The 16,971-nt window shown below is 42.6% G+C and carries 24 protein-coding genes and 1 other RNA gene; 22 read left to right on the plus strand and 3 right to left on the minus strand.

Annotated features, from left to right (window positions below; translation table 11 throughout):
- Window positions 1-296 precede the first annotated feature (296 nt).
- From I8U17_RS18890 to I8U17_RS16000, 3 genes are all read right to left on the minus strand, one after another.
- On the minus strand, window positions 297-1,586 hold the full coding sequence (locus I8U17_RS18890) for a helix-turn-helix domain-containing protein (RefSeq protein ID WP_198059795.1): 1,290 nt from the start codon (window positions 1,584-1,586) through the stop codon (window positions 297-299).
- 532 nt (window positions 1,587-2,118) lie between these two features.
- Window positions 2,119-3,663, minus strand: coding sequence for a recombinase family protein (locus I8U17_RS15995; RefSeq protein WP_198059796.1), 1,545 nt, complete (start codon window positions 3,661-3,663; stop codon window positions 2,119-2,121).
- A complete protein-coding gene (locus tag I8U17_RS16000) occupies window positions 3,660-4,007 on the minus strand; it encodes a helix-turn-helix domain-containing protein (protein WP_033099976.1) in 348 nt (115 codons plus the stop codon). The genes I8U17_RS15995 and I8U17_RS16000 overlap by 4 nt, the downstream gene beginning before the upstream one ends.
- Window positions 4,008-4,184: 177 nt before the next feature.
- Here I8U17_RS16000 and I8U17_RS16005 point away from each other — a divergent pair, with 177 nt between their 5' ends.
- From I8U17_RS16005 to I8U17_RS16105, 22 genes are all read left to right on the plus strand, one after another.
- Window positions 4,185-4,406 carry a helix-turn-helix transcriptional regulator gene (locus I8U17_RS16005; RefSeq protein ID WP_255518271.1) on the plus strand — a complete coding sequence of 74 codons (222 nt, stop codon included), beginning with the start codon at window positions 4,185-4,187 and terminating at the stop codon, window positions 4,404-4,406.
- A complete protein-coding gene (locus tag I8U17_RS18625) occupies window positions 4,384-4,512 on the plus strand; it encodes a hypothetical protein (RefSeq protein WP_255518272.1) in 129 nt (42 codons plus the stop codon). The genes I8U17_RS16005 and I8U17_RS18625 overlap by 23 nt, the downstream gene beginning before the upstream one ends.
- A gap of 298 nt (window positions 4,513-4,810) precedes the next feature.
- The gene (locus I8U17_RS16010) at window positions 4,811-5,260 is read left to right on the plus strand and encodes a DUF669 domain-containing protein (RefSeq protein ID WP_198059797.1); all 450 of its coding nucleotides are present in this window, start codon (window positions 4,811-4,813) and stop codon (window positions 5,258-5,260) included.
- A 48-nt stretch (window positions 5,261-5,308) separates the two neighbouring features.
- Window positions 5,309-7,630, plus strand: a complete 2,322-nt coding sequence (locus I8U17_RS16015; RefSeq protein ID WP_198059798.1) for a phage/plasmid primase, P4 family — start codon at window positions 5,309-5,311, stop codon at window positions 7,628-7,630.
- A gap of 2 nt (window positions 7,631-7,632) precedes the next feature.
- Window positions 7,633-7,935, plus strand: a complete 303-nt coding sequence (locus tag I8U17_RS16020) for a hypothetical protein (RefSeq protein ID WP_198059799.1) — start codon at window positions 7,633-7,635, stop codon at window positions 7,933-7,935.
- Window positions 7,936-8,428: 493 nt separating this feature from the next.
- Window positions 8,429-8,614, plus strand: a complete 186-nt coding sequence (locus I8U17_RS16025) for a hypothetical protein (RefSeq protein WP_198059800.1) — start codon at window positions 8,429-8,431, stop codon at window positions 8,612-8,614.
- A gap of 145 nt (window positions 8,615-8,759) precedes the next feature.
- Window positions 8,760-9,059, plus strand: coding sequence for a hypothetical protein (locus I8U17_RS16030; RefSeq protein ID WP_198059801.1), 300 nt, complete (start codon window positions 8,760-8,762; stop codon window positions 9,057-9,059).
- On the plus strand, window positions 9,052-9,228 hold the full coding sequence (locus I8U17_RS16035) for a hypothetical protein (protein ID WP_198059802.1): 177 nt from the start codon (window positions 9,052-9,054) through the stop codon (window positions 9,226-9,228). The genes I8U17_RS16030 and I8U17_RS16035 overlap by 8 nt, the downstream gene beginning before the upstream one ends.
- Window positions 9,225-9,923 carry a helix-turn-helix domain-containing protein gene (locus I8U17_RS16040; RefSeq protein ID WP_198059803.1) on the plus strand — a complete coding sequence of 233 codons (699 nt, stop codon included), beginning with the start codon at window positions 9,225-9,227 and terminating at the stop codon, window positions 9,921-9,923. Before I8U17_RS16035 ends, I8U17_RS16040 begins: the two co-directional genes overlap by 4 nt.
- Window positions 9,923-9,994: hammerhead ribozyme type II (locus I8U17_RS16045), an RNA gene on the plus strand. The genes I8U17_RS16040 and I8U17_RS16045 overlap by 1 nt, the downstream gene beginning before the upstream one ends.
- Window positions 9,995-10,007: 13 nt before the next feature.
- Complete coding sequence (locus I8U17_RS16050) at window positions 10,008-10,292, plus strand: hypothetical protein (RefSeq protein ID WP_198059804.1); 285 nt, start codon at window positions 10,008-10,010, stop codon at window positions 10,290-10,292.
- Between the two features lie 517 nt (window positions 10,293-10,809).
- Window positions 10,810-11,037: a DNA cytosine methyltransferase gene (locus I8U17_RS16055; RefSeq protein WP_483316478.1), complete on the plus strand. Its 228-nt coding sequence runs from the start codon at window positions 10,810-10,812 to the stop codon at window positions 11,035-11,037.
- Window positions 11,009-11,212 (plus strand): hypothetical protein, encoded by a 204-nt coding sequence (locus tag I8U17_RS16060; RefSeq protein WP_198059805.1) that lies wholly within the window; start codon window positions 11,009-11,011, stop codon window positions 11,210-11,212. The genes I8U17_RS16055 and I8U17_RS16060 overlap by 29 nt, the downstream gene beginning before the upstream one ends.
- Window positions 11,209-11,526: a hypothetical protein gene (locus I8U17_RS16065; protein ID WP_198059806.1), complete on the plus strand. Its 318-nt coding sequence runs from the start codon at window positions 11,209-11,211 to the stop codon at window positions 11,524-11,526. Before I8U17_RS16060 ends, I8U17_RS16065 begins: the two co-directional genes overlap by 4 nt.
- A gap of 180 nt (window positions 11,527-11,706) precedes the next feature.
- Entirely contained in the window at window positions 11,707-12,048 is a 342-nt protein-coding gene (locus I8U17_RS16070; RefSeq protein WP_198059807.1) for a hypothetical protein, read from the plus strand.
- A 412-nt stretch (window positions 12,049-12,460) separates the two neighbouring features.
- The gene (locus I8U17_RS16075; RefSeq protein ID WP_198059808.1) at window positions 12,461-12,736 is read left to right on the plus strand and encodes a hypothetical protein; all 276 of its coding nucleotides are present in this window, start codon (window positions 12,461-12,463) and stop codon (window positions 12,734-12,736) included.
- Between the two features lie 14 nt (window positions 12,737-12,750).
- Window positions 12,751-13,170: a DUF2283 domain-containing protein gene (locus tag I8U17_RS16080; RefSeq protein ID WP_198059809.1), complete on the plus strand. Its 420-nt coding sequence runs from the start codon at window positions 12,751-12,753 to the stop codon at window positions 13,168-13,170.
- A gap of 65 nt (window positions 13,171-13,235) precedes the next feature.
- A complete protein-coding gene (locus I8U17_RS16085) occupies window positions 13,236-13,658 on the plus strand; it encodes a hypothetical protein (protein ID WP_198059810.1) in 423 nt (140 codons plus the stop codon).
- Window positions 13,659-13,702: 44 nt separating this feature from the next.
- On the plus strand, window positions 13,703-14,011 hold the full coding sequence (locus I8U17_RS16090) for an HNH endonuclease (RefSeq protein ID WP_198059811.1): 309 nt from the start codon (window positions 13,703-13,705) through the stop codon (window positions 14,009-14,011).
- A 112-nt stretch (window positions 14,012-14,123) separates the two neighbouring features.
- The gene (locus tag I8U17_RS16095; protein WP_033100773.1) at window positions 14,124-14,492 is read left to right on the plus strand and encodes a phage terminase small subunit P27 family; all 369 of its coding nucleotides are present in this window, start codon (window positions 14,124-14,126) and stop codon (window positions 14,490-14,492) included.
- A complete protein-coding gene (locus tag I8U17_RS16100) occupies window positions 14,473-16,164 on the plus strand; it encodes a terminase large subunit (protein ID WP_198059812.1) in 1,692 nt (563 codons plus the stop codon). The genes I8U17_RS16095 and I8U17_RS16100 overlap by 20 nt, the downstream gene beginning before the upstream one ends.
- 19 nt (window positions 16,165-16,183) lie before the next feature.
- A partial coding sequence (locus tag I8U17_RS16105; RefSeq protein WP_198059813.1) for a phage portal protein occupies window positions 16,184-16,971 on the plus strand: 788 nt, incomplete at its 3' end.

Here is a 16,971-nt window from a genome sequence, read left to right on the forward strand (position 1 = left end):
GATCATGATATATTTCTGGCCCCGATCCAGTTTCCGCCAGGCTGCAACATTGATCCTCATCTGTTTTCACCTCCTTTCAGAGTCAGCTAAAGAAATATCCAAATTAATTGGTTTATGATAAGATAATATCCAATTAAATTGGATATGTCAAGAAAAAAAATAAGCCCTTCATGGGCTAACAGCAATCGGGTTCAGAAGCATAGGCAGATGGTGAATTGTAAGTCGGATCAATAGCGGTTCCTTCCACAGCGAAAAAGACAGCAAAAGTGATAACAAGCCAAATGATCAACCACTTTTTAAAAATCATTTTCGTCCTCCAATTCCAAGAGATTTCTTTGAAGCGATTCTAAATAGTTGAAGAACTGTCCGCGATCAGACTGGTAACATTGGGTAAGCTTGAGGATGATTTTCAATTGTTTGTGTTTGTTTCCTTGATGTTGGGCTATTTCAAGCGCTTTTTTAAGTGAAGGGATAGCTTCATTGGATCTACCAACAGTGATATACCACTGGGCTAAACCTATCAGAGCATCAAGATAGCGTGAGTCCTCTTTTTCCTTTCCGATCTTGACTGCTTGAGAAAATGAATACTTCGCCTGTTCCAATTCGCCGCTTTTTAGTTGCAGATAGCCTAATGAAGTATATGCAGATACGAATAGCGATTTGGTTTGAACATGATCAAATAGGGAGAGCGCCTCTTCATATTCTATTTTGGCATCATCAAGCTTTCCGAGCTTCTTATAGATGTCTCCCAACAATGTACGCAATTCAATGACGCGTTCAGGCAAAAAATTTTCCGAAGCTATGAAAAGACCATGAGTTGCTATTTCCAACGCTTTCCGCGGAGACTTCTTAAACATCACCTTGGCATAAAGCTCGTAGCTATTGGCCCGGTTTTTCGCTTTGATTAGCTTGTGACTGTTTGTAATTACTTCTTCAATGATCGTTTCGCCTTCTTCCAACCTGTCCAATTTTTCAAGGTAAGAAACTTTGTTCATTAAAAAAACGTAGTATTGTTCTTGCCTTTCACCCTCCCGATCAAACAAATCGATGGCCTGTTCAATCAGTTCCAGGGCGGAAGTTAATTCATTCCTTACATAGGCGACATTAGCCAAGATGTTATAGGATAGAGGAACCATATTTAATTTGTTTGGTTCCAAACAAATGACGGATTTTGCTATACGCTCTGCCTTTTGATACTTCTTCATATAGAAGAATGTTTTAGCTTTGAGAAATAACCAGAAAGGGTAGAGGGGGTGTTTTGACTCCAATTCAAATTCCTTTAGTAATTCCAAATCATCTTTCAATTTATGGCCGATATTAATACTATTTTCTATTGCTTCTAAGTTTCTTTTCGTTTCCGTAATATCTTCTTTTTTGATCTTTTTCATAAGATCATCAACAAACAATCCTAATGATGTAGCGACCTTTTGAATTTTTTCTTTATCACGCACCGTTCCTTGTTCTATTCTCCAAAGGGTGGAACTTGGAATTCCGGTTATTTCAGCCATCTTTTGAAGTGAATAACCTTTTTCTTTTCTCTGCTTCTGAAGGAAATGCCCAACTTCTTTTAAATTGTGATATTCCACAAGTTACCCCTTCTTTCTTCATTATAACAAGACATGTAAAAATAGCCGTGAAATTGGTAAAAATGTCGAAAATGGGAATATACCATTTTTAAAATGGGATATTTCAAGATTTTCGACCCTCTCAATATTTATATTCGGAATAACAACAGGATTTTGTTTCATTTTTTAATGATTCTCTGAAATATTTCATATTTTATATATCATTCCAATTCGATCGGGTTTGAAAAATGCATTTATTCTAATTAGAATAAGTTTACACACATCCAGAAAGCAGGGTGAAATCTACTAATGAATTTTTCAACCTCGCGATGTGATACCAAAACCTCTTACGACCTATCTACATATTTCCAATTGCTAGTGATAAACGGAAAAATGACTGAAAAAGAATACGAGTTTCTTGAAAAAACAATCAATCAAGGACTGAAGAAAAGGATTGGAAAAGTCGAAAAACAGGTAAAGAAGTGGTAGAGACCACTTCTTTAATGATGGTTATCATGAAGGTGATATTCTGTAATCGCCGTCATGATAACCATCAAATTTTGAACATGATGTCAAGGGTAAAATCATCATTTTTTTGGTGTTTCTCTTTGGTATAAATGATTTTTTCAATAATTTGTTTCATCAAAAGGTTTTTGCCCCTGATCGAAAGGTGATGGTATACGTCCAGCACATGGCGGAGGATCGGGATCGATTCCATTGGCCGCTGGTGTCCTTCCTCTTTAATGTATTCCTCTTTGGTTAGCTTAAGCCGCTCTCTTGCTTTGTCTAATTCTTTTTTTACTTTTTCCTGTCGCTCAAGGAAAAGTTCATCAGAATAAAGTCCGCGTTCAAAATTGTTGTAGATTCGATCTAATTGAGCCATTAAATCTTGAATCTCTTTTTCTGTATTTTTCATTTTTATTTCGAGTAACTGTAGTTTGTGATTTTCGGTTATGTAGTCGTCTGCATTTATTTGCAACTCAAAGTCAGCTAACCTTTTTTTAATTTCCTCTAAGACCTTTTCTTCTATATAATCGAGCCTAGTCAACTTATTGCCACAGAAAACTCCAGACGCCCGGCTGTTGCAGACAGCGTACTTAATCCTTGTTTCTGGGTTTTTTGTTTTTTTCCGCGATTTGCGAGTAATTGACATATGGCGGCCGCATTTCCCACAGGTAAGCAAGCCAGCAAAGGGGTTAGTAAGTGAGAAGTTTTTCTTCAATTTTGGGATAACCTTTTTAGTTCGGATCTCTTGAGCTTGATTCCATGTATCAATGTCAATGATAGGCGGGTGTTTTCCATCCGCCAGTATTATTTCATCTTCTTTCCTCCTGCGACATTCCATTTTTTTATCTGGAGCTAGGCTAGGGCGTCTATTAATAAATCCCCATCTTATTTTACCGATATAAATCGGGTTTGTAAGCATATGCAATATAACCGAACTAATCCATTTCCCCCCGGTATATGATGGAATCCCCATTTCGTTCAATCGGGAGGCGATTTTGGTGCCTCCAATTCTCTCTTTCGTGTACATATTAAAAATAAGTTGGACGATTTTTGCTTGATCTTCATCTATTTCTAAGAAAGTTGATTTCCCATCAGAAACTTTTCGGTATCCATAAGGCGGCCGGTTAGAAATGAAATTCCCATCTTTTATTGATCTGATCCGTCCAGCTTGGAGTCGGCGCTTAATAATCTTAAATTCTTTTCGGGCCATAAAGGCCTCAAACTCACTGAATTCCTCGTCAATCTCATCATCTAAATCATAAATTTTTCTTGGTGTAATAATCTTTGTTTTGGTGGTTTTAAAAATATCTAAAATAAGTCCCTGATCTTGCATGTTTCCGCGCCCCAAACGGTCGATATCCATGCAAAGAACAGCGTCATATTGATAAGATTTCACTTCATCAAGAAGAGCTTGCATCTGGGGCCGAAGGGCAATTGATTCCCCTGAAACTACTTCTTGAAATATCTTTTTTACCAAATATTTTCTCTCTTTCGCTAACTCTAATAGAACCTTTTTGTGATTTGATAGTGTTTCTTCTTCACCGGCATCTCGGTCATGCCGCGATTTTCTCAAATAGATAGCAACATTCATTCTTGATCCTTCCTCTTTAAAACAAATTCTATAAAATCTTTAACTTCTTCAACTAAATCCGGTGAGAGTTTTTTATTTTTCCAAAATAGATTTTCTTCCTTTTCGAGGATTAACGCGATATCACTTACATCAATTTTTCCTCTTGGATCATCGGTTACCCCTAATAAATAATCAATACTTACTCCCAAAACATTGGATAACTTTTTTAATTCTTCTGCTCGGGGGAGCGCCACATCTGTTTCCCAATTTGAATAAGTAGTTGGTTTTACTCCAATTTTTTTTGCCAGATCTTTTTGATTAAGTCCTAAAGATTTTCGTGCCGCTCTTAGTCTCGCGCTAAACATTCTTTGTTACTCCTTTCCTATACTCCATCATTACTACTATATGCTACAAAATATTTGGAGTAAAGAGCAAAAAAAACATAATCCAATTTAATAGTTGTTTAGGGCGTTTTTTTCTTGAGAAAACCAATAAAATTGGATATAATATGATTACGATGCAAGCGAACGAGGTGACATTTAATGCGGCATAATTTGATTAAAGCGAGGAAAGCCAAGGGGTTGACGCAACGAGAGTTAGCAGACATGATTGGTATTCGCGAGACATCGGTTTCAAACTGGGAAGTTGAACGATCCTTGCCAAGGTTAGAAGTGGCAAGGGAAGTCTCCAAGGTTCTTGGTTTTCCGATTGAATTTCTATTCTTCGAGGAGGAACCATCCGATGGTCATCGTACATTATCCTGATATTTGCGAAGAAGAAAGAAAAAGAAGGCTCGAAGAATTGAGAGCTTTCATAATTGAGTTATTAAAAGTGGATCGCGAATATCGAAAGGATGAAAACAATGCCTAAGGGGAAATTTGCACCGCCATCCCCAGAAAGCAAAATCGAAAAAAACATCGGATATTATCAAGAGCTGGCTTTATATCTTCGTAAAATTCGCCCAAAAGGTTGGATCAGGCAATGGTGGCGGGCTAAAAAAATGATTAAGCGTTTGGAGCGAAAACAAGATGAGATGTACTTAGAACGGCTCATCAATATTTGCAAAACCATAACCAGACATTACCGCAAAAAGGGGCATTCATAATATTTGCAAATCCAATTAAATTGGATTATAATATCGATAAACCAATAAAATTGAGGTGCAAAAATGGGACTCAAAGAATATTTTGCTCAGTTTGATGAACAGTTCATAAAAGCAGAAGTGACTGAGGTAAAGCGCGGTCCGTTACCAGATGGTGAGTATAAAGTACAAGTCGAAGCATTCCTGATGGCCCGGAGCCGGCAGGGTAAGCCTCAACTTCAATGGAGCCTCAAAATCATCGATGGAGAGTATAAAGGACGCACTATCAACAAATACAATGGATTCGATACGCCAGAAAAACTGGGTTATTTAAAAGTGGATCTCCTCAAAGCAGGATTGAAAATTACCAAGCTCTCCGATTTGGCCGATAAAATGGGCGATATGTTTGGGAAAAAACTCCTCATTACAGTCAAACAAAACGGCGACTATCGCAACGTTTATATTGAAAAGGAATTGAATGAATCGAATCAAGTGGAGCAAACCATCGATGTCAAGGAAGATGATTTGCCATTCTAGCTCGGGAGCCTGAATGGCTCCTCGTTTTTATTTAAGGGGGGTAAGCAGATGCAGAATAAATTAGAGTATGCGCTGTATTATGCGTCGCTGGGATGGCAAGTCTTTCCCGTTCATGAAATGAAGGATGGGATTTGCTCTTGCTGGAAAGGTGCGGAATGCGAACACCCGGGAAAACATCCGTATTGGGACAGCGAAACATTAAGAAAAGGCCGAAATGATGCCACGGACGACATCGACCTTATCCGTAAATGGTGGAAGAAATGGCCTAATGCAAATATCGGGATCGCTACCGGTCATGAAAGCGGGCTTGTAGTTTTGGATGTGGATATAAAGGGCGGCGGGTTTGAGTCTTTAAAAGAAATGATTGGCCAATACGGAGGATTGCCGGAAACAGTAAAAGCCATTACCGGCAGTAATGGGAGTCATTATTTCTTTAATCATCCAGGGATCTTCATGCAGTCCTCCCAAAATAAGATCGCCCCTGGTATCGATATTCGCGGCGACGGTGGATATGTTGTGGCGGCTCCCAGCAACCATAAAAGCGGCAACTTCTACCGCTGGGAAAATTCGCCCAATGATACCCAAATGGCCGATTTGCCGGGGTGGTTACTCAAGAAGATCCAAGAGGGCGTCACAAAAAAATCGGAAGAGGCTCGAAGCCAAACAAATGGCCGGGTATGGACTAAATTGGTGGATGGTACGGAGATCCCGGAAGGGACCCGCGATGATAGTTTGTTTCGATTAGGCTGCTGGATGAGAGCACGTGGAGCTTCTTTTGAGGACATTTATGCAACATTAACTGCTGTTAACCAAAAACGGGTGAAACCTCCGCTATCGGATCGGGAAGTGCTGAAAAAAGCGGAGCAGGCTGCCAAGTATGAGCCGGGGAAAAAGGAAAGCTTACTTGATTATCAGGATAGCGATAGTGGGAACGCGGAGCGGCTTGTCGCCCGGCATGGGGCTGATATTCGCTATTGTATCGAAAAAGACGTTTGGCTCATTTGGGACGGCAGTAAATGGGCAGAAGATACCCATTTTGAAATTTACCGCCGTGCTTTGGATACGGTTCGGGCTTTTGGGCAGGAAACATTAGAAGCATATAACCGGGTTGTTTCTGATTTGATGGCCCAAGGCGTTACCGATCTCAAACAAAATGAAGAAGTAAAACAAGCTATTAAGCGGATCAATTTTGCCCGGGCAAGTGAATCCAGACATAAGCTTGAATCTATGATCGGATTGGCCCGAACGATACAAGGCATTCCGATTTCAGTAAATGACTTAGACCAAAACTTGCATCTTATCAACCTTAAAAATGGAACATTCAATCTGAAAGAAGGCAAGCTCTATCCTCATAATCGGAATGACATGATCACGCAAATTGCTAACATTTCTTTCGACCCGAAAGCCAAAGCGCCTCGCTGGGAAAAATTTATCGCTGAGATTATGAAGAATGATCCGGATAAAATGGATTTCCTCCAAAAATATGCCGGCTACTGCTTAAGTGGCGATACCTCCGAAGCCAAATTCCCGATCGCCTATGGGAATGGAGCGAACGGGAAAAGCGTGTTTAATAATGTGCTATTGCATGTTTTTGGAGACTATGGAATGCAGGCCAGTAGCGATTTAATCATGGAAAGGAAAAATCAAAATTCGGGTGCGCCTAATCCGGAGCTGGTGCAGACCCGAGGCAAACGGTTAATCATTATTTCAGAAACGACCGACGGAAACAGCTTGAATGAAGAATTTGTAAAAAGCGCTACCGGTAATGACATTATCCGGGTAAGGGATCTGTACGGGAAACCTTTCTCTTTTCGCCCGGTGGCTAAATTCATTTTGGCCACCAACCATAAGCCGCTCATTCGAGGCACTGATGATGGGATTTGGCGGCGGTTAATTTTAATCCCATTCGAGGAGAAATTTGAAGGGGATCGGTGCGATCCATATCTGGAAGAAAAGCTCATTGCAGAAGCTCCTGGGATTCTCAACTGGATGATTGAGGGATATAAAAAGTGGAGCAAAGAGCGGCTTTCACCGTCGGAGTCGATGGTGGCCGCTACCCAGGAATACCGTGCAACAATGGACTCCCTGGGTAGTTTCTTGGAAGAATGTTGTGTCTTGGGCGCGACCGAGAAGGCCGGCGTTACTGAACTGCATGAAACCTATTTGAAATGGTGTGAGGAAAGCGGAGAGCCTTTTATGAATAAGCGGATGTTCAAAAAGCGACTTGAGGAACGAGGATATAGACAAGGGAAAAGCGGGTCAAATCGGTTTTGGGTCGGCATTGGGATTATTGATAATTTCCCAATTGCAACCAATGTGGTTCCTTTTATGGGCACAAAATCCAATAAAATGGTAGAGGGAGAGGTTTAACTATGATGACATTGGATTTGATTGAAAAAGTAAAGGAGATTGGCGGGGAGCTGAGGGTGGAAGGAAACCGGTTAAAATACCGGTTACCATCGGGGAGCGAAAGGTTAGTCGAGCTGATCCGGGAAAAGAAAATGGCCATTGTCACCGCCCTAACACGTCCGCTGATAAAAAATGACGAAGACTATATGAATATTCTCAGGAAACTCTACGTTTTGGCCCGGCGGATCGAGGCCGGGGAAGAAGGTTTGCGGAAGGAATATGACGAATTGGAGCGCTTGGTCCTCCTATACTATGGCTGGATATAAATCCTATGGGTAATTCCCCGTAGGATTTTTCTTTTTGTCCCTTTTGTCCCTCTTTTGTCCCAACCACTTCAACAGCCAAATCCCTTGATACATCTAGGCTCAAGGCTGATTTTACAATATTTCGAGAGACGAAATAAATTGTCCATTTTTTATTTTTGTCCCAAGAGGTAAACCCTTGATTTTACTGGCTTTTTTATACTTTTTTCTTCTCTTTGGGACAAAAAGGACAAAAAAATAAATAAAAGTGAAGGAACGGAAATGTAAAAATGTGTAGAGGGTTTATAGAAAAAAGGTGTCCCTTCTGTCCCAAAAAGGATGTTGAAGTGGCTCAAAGCCAGATGCATCAAGGGCTGAAGGCATGGGACAAAACTTTTTTCTTTTTGTCCCAATCACATTTTATTGTCCCAAAAACCAATAAAATTGATTTTCTGTCTTCACTTTTCCAATTAAATTGGATATAATGAGGGTAACAAATGCGAGGAGGAAATGAGAAATGAAAACACGTGAAATCGACTTCAAAATAGCAGTTAACAAACCGGTGAAGGAAATCCGTTCGGGAGATGAGCTGACCACTGCCGGCGGTAAAAAATTCAAGGTGACGGAAGTCTTTGAATACGAGGGACGGAAAGTTTTTCAAACGGACCGATTCGGCCTGATCTATGAGGATGAAATGGTATGAGCAGTTATTGGGAAAAGGCGGTGGCCGAACATTATGAAATGGACCGCCTAAAGTCAGAGATCAAAAAGGCCCTCCTGAACCGCACGATCCCACCGGTGAAAGGCTTTGAAATTCGACATAGAGGATACGATTGCGAGGTAATTTTATGGGACGTAGCCAAAAGCAAAAAGGCTATAGACGCGAATCTGAATTCGCCAAATTGATCGGAGGCCGCCGAGTGGCCCTCTCTGGTGCTTTGAAAAGCCTGGGGGATGAGTTGACGGGTGATGTGGAGGGGTTAGGGCTCCGATGGGAAGTCAAAGCCCGTAAAGATGGGTTTAAGACGCTCTATGGATGGTTAGAAGAACCGGCAATAGAAGCCTTAGCGGTGAAAGCAGACCGGAAAGAATGGCTTGTCGTGATTCCATTAGATAAATTCCTGGAAGGGTGGACCCCTGATGAATGAAACGAGAATGGACGCGCTTAAATGGAATTGCTATCAGCTTACCCGTCATGCGGTTTATTTGCAAACTCATTTGAAAAGTGGCGATAAACGCCAAGCCGAGGATCTATTGGATGAAATCATGTCTCACTGCATCCGGATCGGAAAAATCTTGGAGGAGGAAAACCAATGAAAAGAGTCTATCACGAAATTGAACCTTTCCGCTGCCCCTTGTGCGGGGAAGATCGGCTGTCAAACCTCCGGGCTTTGGTAAAGACAGATGCAGATGGAAACCGCCGGTTAAAGTGCTGCCAATGTGGCTATAAATGGTCCCTTCAAAAGGCCGAACCTAAACGCCGCTGGTGGCGATTGGTTTCCATGAAAATGAAGGATAAAGGGTATACGGCTAAAGCCAAGGATTTACCGGAGTTTGTGGCCATTATCAAATCCAAATTCCCGGAGCTTCAAGAGGCAGAGGGAATCCGCGTTTTCCTAGATGATGAATGGATCGATTTAGAATATGAGAAGATTGTTGATTTTAACCGGTTATTTGGTGCACAAGTGATCGTGCCAAAATCCTACCGTAAGCTATCGGAAGAAGTGATCAGTGAAATCAAGGCTTATGTTAAGGAAGGGAAAAAGACACAAAGAGAAATCGCGGACCTTTGCGGCGTTCATGTTAACACCGTCAGGCGGTTTCAAAGAGAGTATCGACGCGAAGCTGATCGGCTCCCGCTTAACAAGGAAATCGGTGACGAGACTATAAGAAAAATTCGCGATTTATATATAAACGGATGGAGCAAAAAGAAAATCAGCCGTCAATTTCAACTCAATGAAACCGCCGTTCACGACATTGTAAGCTGGAAGAAATTCAAACATGTTTTATAAGTCGAAACTGGGGGACTATTGCCCCTAGTCTGACGGGGATGGCCTCCCGTCACTGATGATGACAGGCCATAGGAGGGAAGAGGAATGACCAGCATGAGGGATTTAAAGCGCGACTTAGAGATCATCGCAAAGGCAACGCCAGGGAAATGGTTCGATTATGCCAGATATGGCAATTCGATTATCTTCGGGCATGAAATCCGCTTAGAGAATGAAGACGGACCCGTACTTGCGGAGGACGTGAGCGCTACTGATGCTCATTTCATTGTAGAAGCCCGCGAGGCTGGCCGGAAGCAATCCGCCGGGCGATGGCAGCAGAGGCGGAGTTGGAGTGGCTACGGACAGAAATTCAACGGCACATTGATTTACTAGAAAGCTCGGCTGAGGTTATAGCAGGTATTGAATCCGGAAACCGAGATTTCAATATGGGAATTTCTGCGGCATATAGAACCGCCGCCAAAAACTTACGGAAGGTTTTGTCTGAGGGGGAGAAATACCGCTGTGTTGAATGTGAAAAGCCGACCACAAATTGGGTAGAGGTTTGCAGCGAATGTATCGATAAGGCGATCCGCGAGGAAAAACCGGGGGATTTTTGATAGGAGGCGTCGGGAATGAATAAATGCATGTATTGCGAAAAGGTAGAGTATCGAGAACAACATTGTGAATTGCACTGGGCGCTTGGTGTGTTCTTCCAATATGAATGTAATTACTTATGGCGTGGGAAAGATGTGTTAACTGAATTTACAAAATGGCTTGGTAGTCTGACCGAATCGGAGAAAAGGAATATTTTTCAACATTATTGGAAAGGTATCGGCCCCAACCAGGCGAGGTAGGCAAATCCAGTCAATAAAAGAAACTGGTTTGTATCCCAAACTAAACTTAAAAACTATTGAGAGGAGACAAAAACGGATACAGAGTCCGTAAACTTACCCCTCGTGAATGTTGGAGGCTTCAAGGTTTCCCAGATTGGGCATTCGACAGGGCGAGAGCTGCAGGTGTTTCCGACTCGCAACTTTATAAACAGGCCGGCAATTCAGTGACAGTCAATGTCATTTACGAAATAGCTAAACACATGGAGGTAGAAAATCATGAGCTTGCCAGAATATATGCAGATTGATTTGTTCTCGATACCAGAGACACCGGAGGAGAAGCCAAAGAAAGCATCCGTGAGAAAGCGGAAAGGAACCGTCTACCGTTGCCCAAAATGCGGGAAAACCGTGGGCGAAGGTGTACCGTTCATCGTCGCCTTTTGTGCTTGTGGACGGCGGATGGAGAGGGAGGATAAACAATGATCAGCATATTTGCGGACAATAAAAGGATGAATGAACAAATGAAACAAATTGGAATGATACCTCTGATCCCCGGGGAAGCCTACGAGATCCAGTTGACGAAATACCATAGCTGTTATCTCTGGAAAGAAGAAAACGGGACATGGACCGCGTGGAGGGCAAGCTGGAAGCGTGAGAAAAATAAGGATGGGGGTGAAGGCACACTCATACCTACACCACAAAAAGAAAAAACAATGGCGGAAAATGCAAGTTTCAACTATGCTTTTTCTCGGCTTAAGGATTATGTTGTATGGTTTAAGGGGAGCAGAAGGAAATGAAATTTTTTTTACTCAGTAAATCCAATAATATTGGTTTGTGAAATGAAGAAACCAAGAGAGCTGGAGATGAAAATTAAAAAACCCATCCTTGGTGGATGGGATTAAATAGGAATTAAATAGGAGAGGAGCACAACGCGGGGCACGATATAAATATTATAAGTCTACCTAGGAGATGGTACAATGGCTAGTAAATCAGTTTACGATTTATTCCCGTCTTGTGTTCCCTCCTATGATTTTTTTTCGGGCGGAAAACCCTATACCATATGGCAATCGACCACAGAAAAATATGGAGTAATTCGAGCAGAAAGAAGAATAGAACAAGAGAAGATAGATTTTATCTTGGCTAATAAATTGAAGGATGAGCATCGATTGCTTATGAAATATACATATTACGAACCATGGAAGTTTAAGGGCGTTGAATGGTTCACAAAGAAACACAGATGGAGCAAACGAAAATATTATCGAGTCAAAGAAGAAGTGAATAAATTTATTGAGTTACTTGACAAGCGAGAATCTTTTTAATAAAATTTGATATAATAGGTGGTTTGTAAATTCATTTCTCATTTCTCCTTTGGATCGGCCCTCGATACGAGGGCCTTTAAATTTAGTGAAGCCAGGGATCTAATAGACACGGAGGTGAAAGTCCGTGTCTCAATATATAGTTGCGCCCCCTGGCTCTTTTCTTGTTTTAGATCAGGGAAGGGCTTATAAACTCAAATGAAGGGTGGGAGGCAATCCCCTTTCTGGCTGCAAATTTTCCATCTCCCCCCTTCCCTGATCTAAGCCAGGAAATTTAAAAAGGGGGAGTGAACGTCCCTCCATCGTCCATTCGTCCTGGCTTTTAACGTAGCAAGCAGGACAGGAGCGGGATAACCTGAGGGATTATACCCGTTGCCCTCTCCTGCTTGCTCGGTTTGTCATGGAGGTAAATTAAATGGAAATAAAAACAGTAACATTAAACAATGATGATATTCTCGTTTTTCAAAGTGAAGATTATTGGACAAATAAAGTTATGGAACATGTTTCCGATAGACTGAAAGCTGCCGGCATAAATAATAAGCTTATATTTCTTGATAGGTCTACGAATATAACTGTGTTAAAAAAGGCTAATAACGAAATCAATGTAAAACTGAATCTTGACACTTCAGCAGTTGACCAGTTAATTGCAAAAATCAAAGAGGGAAGCGAAATTTCTCTTATAAAGATATAGAGGGTTGATGCGCCATGAGCGAAAACATCAGCACATCGGAGCAAAATGACGTATTCGCCTATGATATAGAGCACGACATTTTATATATTTTCTTGGGGGCTCCTGTTAAAGGGTATGAAGAAGAAATATTGCCAGGAGTTTTTATAAGAAAAGATGAGGAAACGGGAAAAGTAGTTGGCATTATTGTTATGAATTCACGAAAGGAACGGGAGTTAATGAGTGAAAAGATAAGAACCAACATTCAAAATAACGTGTGCAAGCTGCTGACCAAGCTGAATGACTTTTCCTTGTATGGCATCCCGGAAAGCGACGTCAACGAGATCCGGGCGACTCTATATCAAATCCTCGACCATTTGGACAGCTCAGATGTAATGGAATATACGGTGAATCGATTCGAGCATGGGGCTTTACAGTTCTTCATGGAGGTGTACTGAATGTATCGATCCCACTGGACAGAAAAATGAATTTCCTTCCGAATATATATCCGGGAGGGATACTAATGGATCGTGAAACAAAAATTTTATTTGGCAAGTTGTTAGGTGAAATATATAGAGTTCAAAAATATATGCCGAATAATGTTTGCCATGTCGGTGATCAAACGATTTATGGATTACTCAATGGTATGGAAAGTGTTATTGACGAAGAAATCGAGAAAATTGGTTTTATTTCTGCGGACGACCAAAAAAACCTTGAAGATATCCTTTATAAGTATTACCAAGACGAAAACTTGCTCGAACAATTTATCGGTTATTACCAGATTGAAAATGATCTTAAAAAACATGGTATTAGTCGGGACAAAGCAATACGAATCTTGAAATATCTATATGCTGATGGAAGATACACAAATGTAATAGATAAAATGAATTCAAACGGCTCGCCTGTTGAATGTAAAAAGTTTAATCTTGATGATTATGATATTTAAGCACCCTTCGTGGTGCTTTTTATTTTGCCTTGTGAGGTGGTGAGATGAAAAAAACAAAACCGTTCTACCAAAGCAGAGCATGGCAGCGATGCAGGGCCGCAGTGTTGGCCAGAGATAATCATCTGTGCCAGGTATGCATCCGCAAGGGAAAGTTAACGCCGGCAAATACGGTTCACCACATAGAGCATCTGGAAGGAAATCCGGATAGGGCTCTGGATGAATCAAACCTCATCAGCATTTGCACGACATGTCACAATCAGTTGCATCCGGAGAAAGGACAAGGCAAGCCAAAGCAACAGAGGAAACGGAAAGCGCGCGTGATCCGATCGGTGGCCAACGCTGAGGCGACATAGCCCCCTACCCAAAATTCTGGGGTTTGGGAGCCCGTAGACCGGCGCGGCCCAATCTTTTTGCGCGCGGAACGTTTTCCATGAACCCGGAAAAAACAAAAAAGGGGGTGATCGCATGAGTAGCAGATCGAAACCAAAACGCTTAAACACGATTGGGAAAAAAACATGGGTAAGAATATGGGAAACGTTAGAAGCAGAGGGTCGGGCCGAATCAACCGACCCTATTATTGTTGAAACAGTTGCTTATCTTTTCCAGCTTTATGCGGAGTACACAGAGAAGATCAAAGAACTGGGAAGCGTAATGGAGTACACAAACAAGGGCGGTCAGACAAACCTTGTCAAAAATCCGTTGGCCATCGAAATCCCAAAAATCATCGAGCAGATCCGCAAGCTGTTGGCCGAGTTAGCTTTGACGCCTGCTAGCCGGAAACGACTGCAAGAGCAGTTGACGGAAAATGCGGGTGATGACTTTGAAAACTTCTGAGTTATTCACCACTGCATACGCCGAGGACGCAGTTGCTGGCCGCATAGTCGTTTCAAAGAAGGTGCGTCTGGCTTGCGAACGCCATTTACACGATCTCGAACGCCAGGGAACAGATCATTTCCCGTTCCTGTTCGACCCGGAAAAGGCATTACGGCCAATCGAGTTCATCCAGCGATTTTGCAAACCGTCGAAAGGAAATTACAAGCGGCTGATACTCCAGCCCTGGCAACATTTCATCATAGGTTCCCTATACGGATGGGTTCACAAAGACACCGGGCTCCGTCGATTCAAAGAGGGGCTTATTTTTGTTGCCCGGAAAAATGGTAAATCGACGATGATTTCCGGTCTGGCCAACTATGGATGCTCCAAAGACGGCGAAAAAGGGGCTGATGTTTATCTACTTGCCAACTCGATGAAACAGGCCCGCGTGGTATTCGATGAGTGCCAGAAGATGGTCAAATCTTCGCCACTCCTATCCAAGCACTTCCGGGTATTGCGGGATGCGATCCACTTTGACAAGACGTTCAGCAAAATTGAACCGCAAGCCTCCGACAGCGAAAAGCTGGACGGTTTGAACTGTCATCTTGGGATCTTCGACGAGATTCACGAATACAAGGACTACAAACTGATCAACGTCATCAAAAACAGTACCGGTGCCCGGGCACAACCGCTCATTTTGTATATCACGACCGCCGGCTATCAGCTGGATGGCCCGCTTATGGACTACTACGAGAAAGCGGCTGATGTGCTGGAAGGCGTGATTCAGGATGAGCGATCGTTCTATTTCATCGCCGAATTGGATGAGGATGACGACATCGACAATCCGGAAAACTGGGTTAAAGCCAATCCAAATCTGGGCGTGTCGATCGATCTCGAAACTATGATCGAGGAGTGGAACACGCGGAAACACATTCCGGCAGAAAGAAACGATTTCATCACTAAGCGACTAAACCTGTTCGTTCAGTCTGATGAGCAATCCTTTATTGATTACGAGGTGATCAAGCGAAATGACGGCATGGTTGACCCGGCTGATTTGGTCGGGAGGAGCTGTATTGGTGGCTTTGACCTATCCCAGACCGAAGATTTTACCGCCGCTTGCTTGGAATTTTGGCTTGATGATGGCCGTGTGGCTGTGTTATCTCACTCATTCATCCCCCGGCGCAAAGTCGAATTGGACAATGAGAAGCTGCCTTTCCGAGAGTGGCAAGAAGAAGGGCTGCTTACGATCTGCCCGGGCGATTACGTCGATTACAAGTATGTATTCGACTGGTTCGTCGAGAAATCTAAGCGTTATGCTATTGAATTGATCACCTATGACCCGGCCAATGCCTTTCGCTTGGTCGAAGAGATGAAAGGCTATGGGTTCCAGACTCAAGTAGTCCGGCAAGGGGCCATCACTCTCAGTCCGGCATTGAAAGACGTTAAGGAGCTTCTTCTGGATGGGAAAGTGGTATTCAACCGGAACAAGCTATTTCGGTGGTATCTCAACAACGTCAAGCTCGTTGAAGACCGAAACGGCAACTGGCTCCCCACGAAACAGAGCCGGTACCGGAAAATTGACGGGTTTGCCGCATGGTTGAACGCACACACAGAAGTTATGAAAAAGATGGTTGTCCCTAAAGGCGATGGCAATATCAAAGTCATATCGATGAGCGATCTGCTCAAGAGATAGCAGGAGAGGAGGTGATTCTTTGCGATGGTTTACCAGGATAAGAAGGGCCATTAATGGCGCAATTTCTGGCTGGAAAGGCGAAAATTTCGACTTTACGAACTGGATGGGGCGCACCTTTTGGGGCATAGACAATTCAACTCTTGCGACAAATGAAACGATTTTCAGCGTCATCACGCGGTTGTCGAATAGTTTGGCGTCTCTTCCGCTCAAGCTCTATCGAAATTATGATCTGGCATCTAATCAGGCAGCGGACGTACTCATAAACGGGCCAAATCCGAATATGACCTCTTTTGAGTTCATCCGGAACCTGGAGACGACACGGAACGAAAAAGGGAATGCATACACGCTCATTGAGAGGGACATCCGTGGGCAAGTAGCAAGGCTTACTCCGCTGAATCCCGACTATGTGGAGCCCGTTTTTGATACTGATACTGCGGAACTCTGGTATCAAGTGATCGGAAATAAGGGCACTTATTATTTCTACAACATGGACATCCTTCACTTTAAACACATTATCGGGAGTGGCGGGGTTAAAGGGATTAGCCCGCTCAAGGTATTAACGAACACAAACGACTTTGACAAAGCTGTTCGTGATTTCAGTTTAAAAGAGATGCAAAGCGCCCCAAACTCCTTCATCTTGAAATATGCAGCAAACGTGGATATGGACAAAAGGCAGCGGGTAATCGATGATTTCAAGCGATTTTACCAGGATAACGGGGGCATTTTGTTCCAAGAACCGGGCGTAGAGATTGATCCTATCGAACGAAAATTCATTGCTGCCGATATTTTCACATCTGAGCGGATCAC

Origin of the sequence: Thermoactinomyces sp. CICC 10521 (genome assembly GCF_016055135.1) — a bacterium.
In the GTDB taxonomy this organism is placed as follows: domain Bacteria; phylum Bacillota; class Bacilli; order Thermoactinomycetales; family Thermoactinomycetaceae; genus Thermoactinomyces_A; species Thermoactinomyces_A daqus.

Excerpts from the sequence above, each read along its gene's own strand:
- I8U17_RS15995 (WP_198059796.1), bottom strand. The coding sequence starts at position 3,663 with ATGAATGTTGCTATCTATTTGAGAAAATCGCGGCATGACCGAGATGCC.
- I8U17_RS16000 (WP_033099976.1), bottom strand. The coding sequence starts at position 4,007 with ATGTTTAGCGCGAGACTAAGAGCGGCACGAAAATCTTTAGGACTTAAT.
- I8U17_RS16005 (WP_255518271.1), top strand. The coding sequence starts at position 4,185 with ATGCGGCATAATTTGATTAAAGCGAGGAAAGCCAAGGGGTTGACGCAA.
- I8U17_RS18625 (WP_255518272.1), top strand. The coding sequence starts at position 4,384 with ATGGTCATCGTACATTATCCTGATATTTGCGAAGAAGAAAGAAAAAGA.
- I8U17_RS16010 (WP_198059797.1), top strand. The coding sequence starts at position 4,811 with ATGGGACTCAAAGAATATTTTGCTCAGTTTGATGAACAGTTCATAAAA.
- I8U17_RS16015 (WP_198059798.1), top strand. The coding sequence starts at position 5,309 with ATGCAGAATAAATTAGAGTATGCGCTGTATTATGCGTCGCTGGGATGG.
- I8U17_RS16020 (WP_198059799.1), top strand. The coding sequence starts at position 7,633 with ATGATGACATTGGATTTGATTGAAAAAGTAAAGGAGATTGGCGGGGAG.
- I8U17_RS16025 (WP_198059800.1), top strand. The coding sequence starts at position 8,429 with ATGAAAACACGTGAAATCGACTTCAAAATAGCAGTTAACAAACCGGTG.
- I8U17_RS16030 (WP_198059801.1), top strand. The coding sequence starts at position 8,760 with ATGGGACGTAGCCAAAAGCAAAAAGGCTATAGACGCGAATCTGAATTC.
- I8U17_RS16035 (WP_198059802.1), top strand. The coding sequence starts at position 9,052 with ATGAATGAAACGAGAATGGACGCGCTTAAATGGAATTGCTATCAGCTT.
- I8U17_RS16040 (WP_198059803.1), top strand. The coding sequence starts at position 9,225 with ATGAAAAGAGTCTATCACGAAATTGAACCTTTCCGCTGCCCCTTGTGC.
- I8U17_RS16050 (WP_198059804.1), top strand. The coding sequence starts at position 10,008 with ATGACCAGCATGAGGGATTTAAAGCGCGACTTAGAGATCATCGCAAAG.
- I8U17_RS16060 (WP_198059805.1), top strand. The coding sequence starts at position 11,009 with ATGAGCTTGCCAGAATATATGCAGATTGATTTGTTCTCGATACCAGAG.
- I8U17_RS16065 (WP_198059806.1), top strand. The coding sequence starts at position 11,209 with ATGATCAGCATATTTGCGGACAATAAAAGGATGAATGAACAAATGAAA.
- I8U17_RS16070 (WP_198059807.1), top strand. The coding sequence starts at position 11,707 with ATGGCTAGTAAATCAGTTTACGATTTATTCCCGTCTTGTGTTCCCTCC.
- I8U17_RS16075 (WP_198059808.1), top strand. The coding sequence starts at position 12,461 with ATGGAAATAAAAACAGTAACATTAAACAATGATGATATTCTCGTTTTT.
- I8U17_RS16080 (WP_198059809.1), top strand. The coding sequence starts at position 12,751 with ATGAGCGAAAACATCAGCACATCGGAGCAAAATGACGTATTCGCCTAT.
- I8U17_RS16085 (WP_198059810.1), top strand. The coding sequence starts at position 13,236 with ATGGATCGTGAAACAAAAATTTTATTTGGCAAGTTGTTAGGTGAAATA.
- I8U17_RS16090 (WP_198059811.1), top strand. The coding sequence starts at position 13,703 with ATGAAAAAAACAAAACCGTTCTACCAAAGCAGAGCATGGCAGCGATGC.
- I8U17_RS16095 (WP_033100773.1), top strand. The coding sequence starts at position 14,124 with ATGAGTAGCAGATCGAAACCAAAACGCTTAAACACGATTGGGAAAAAA.
- I8U17_RS16100 (WP_198059812.1), top strand. The coding sequence starts at position 14,473 with ATGACTTTGAAAACTTCTGAGTTATTCACCACTGCATACGCCGAGGAC.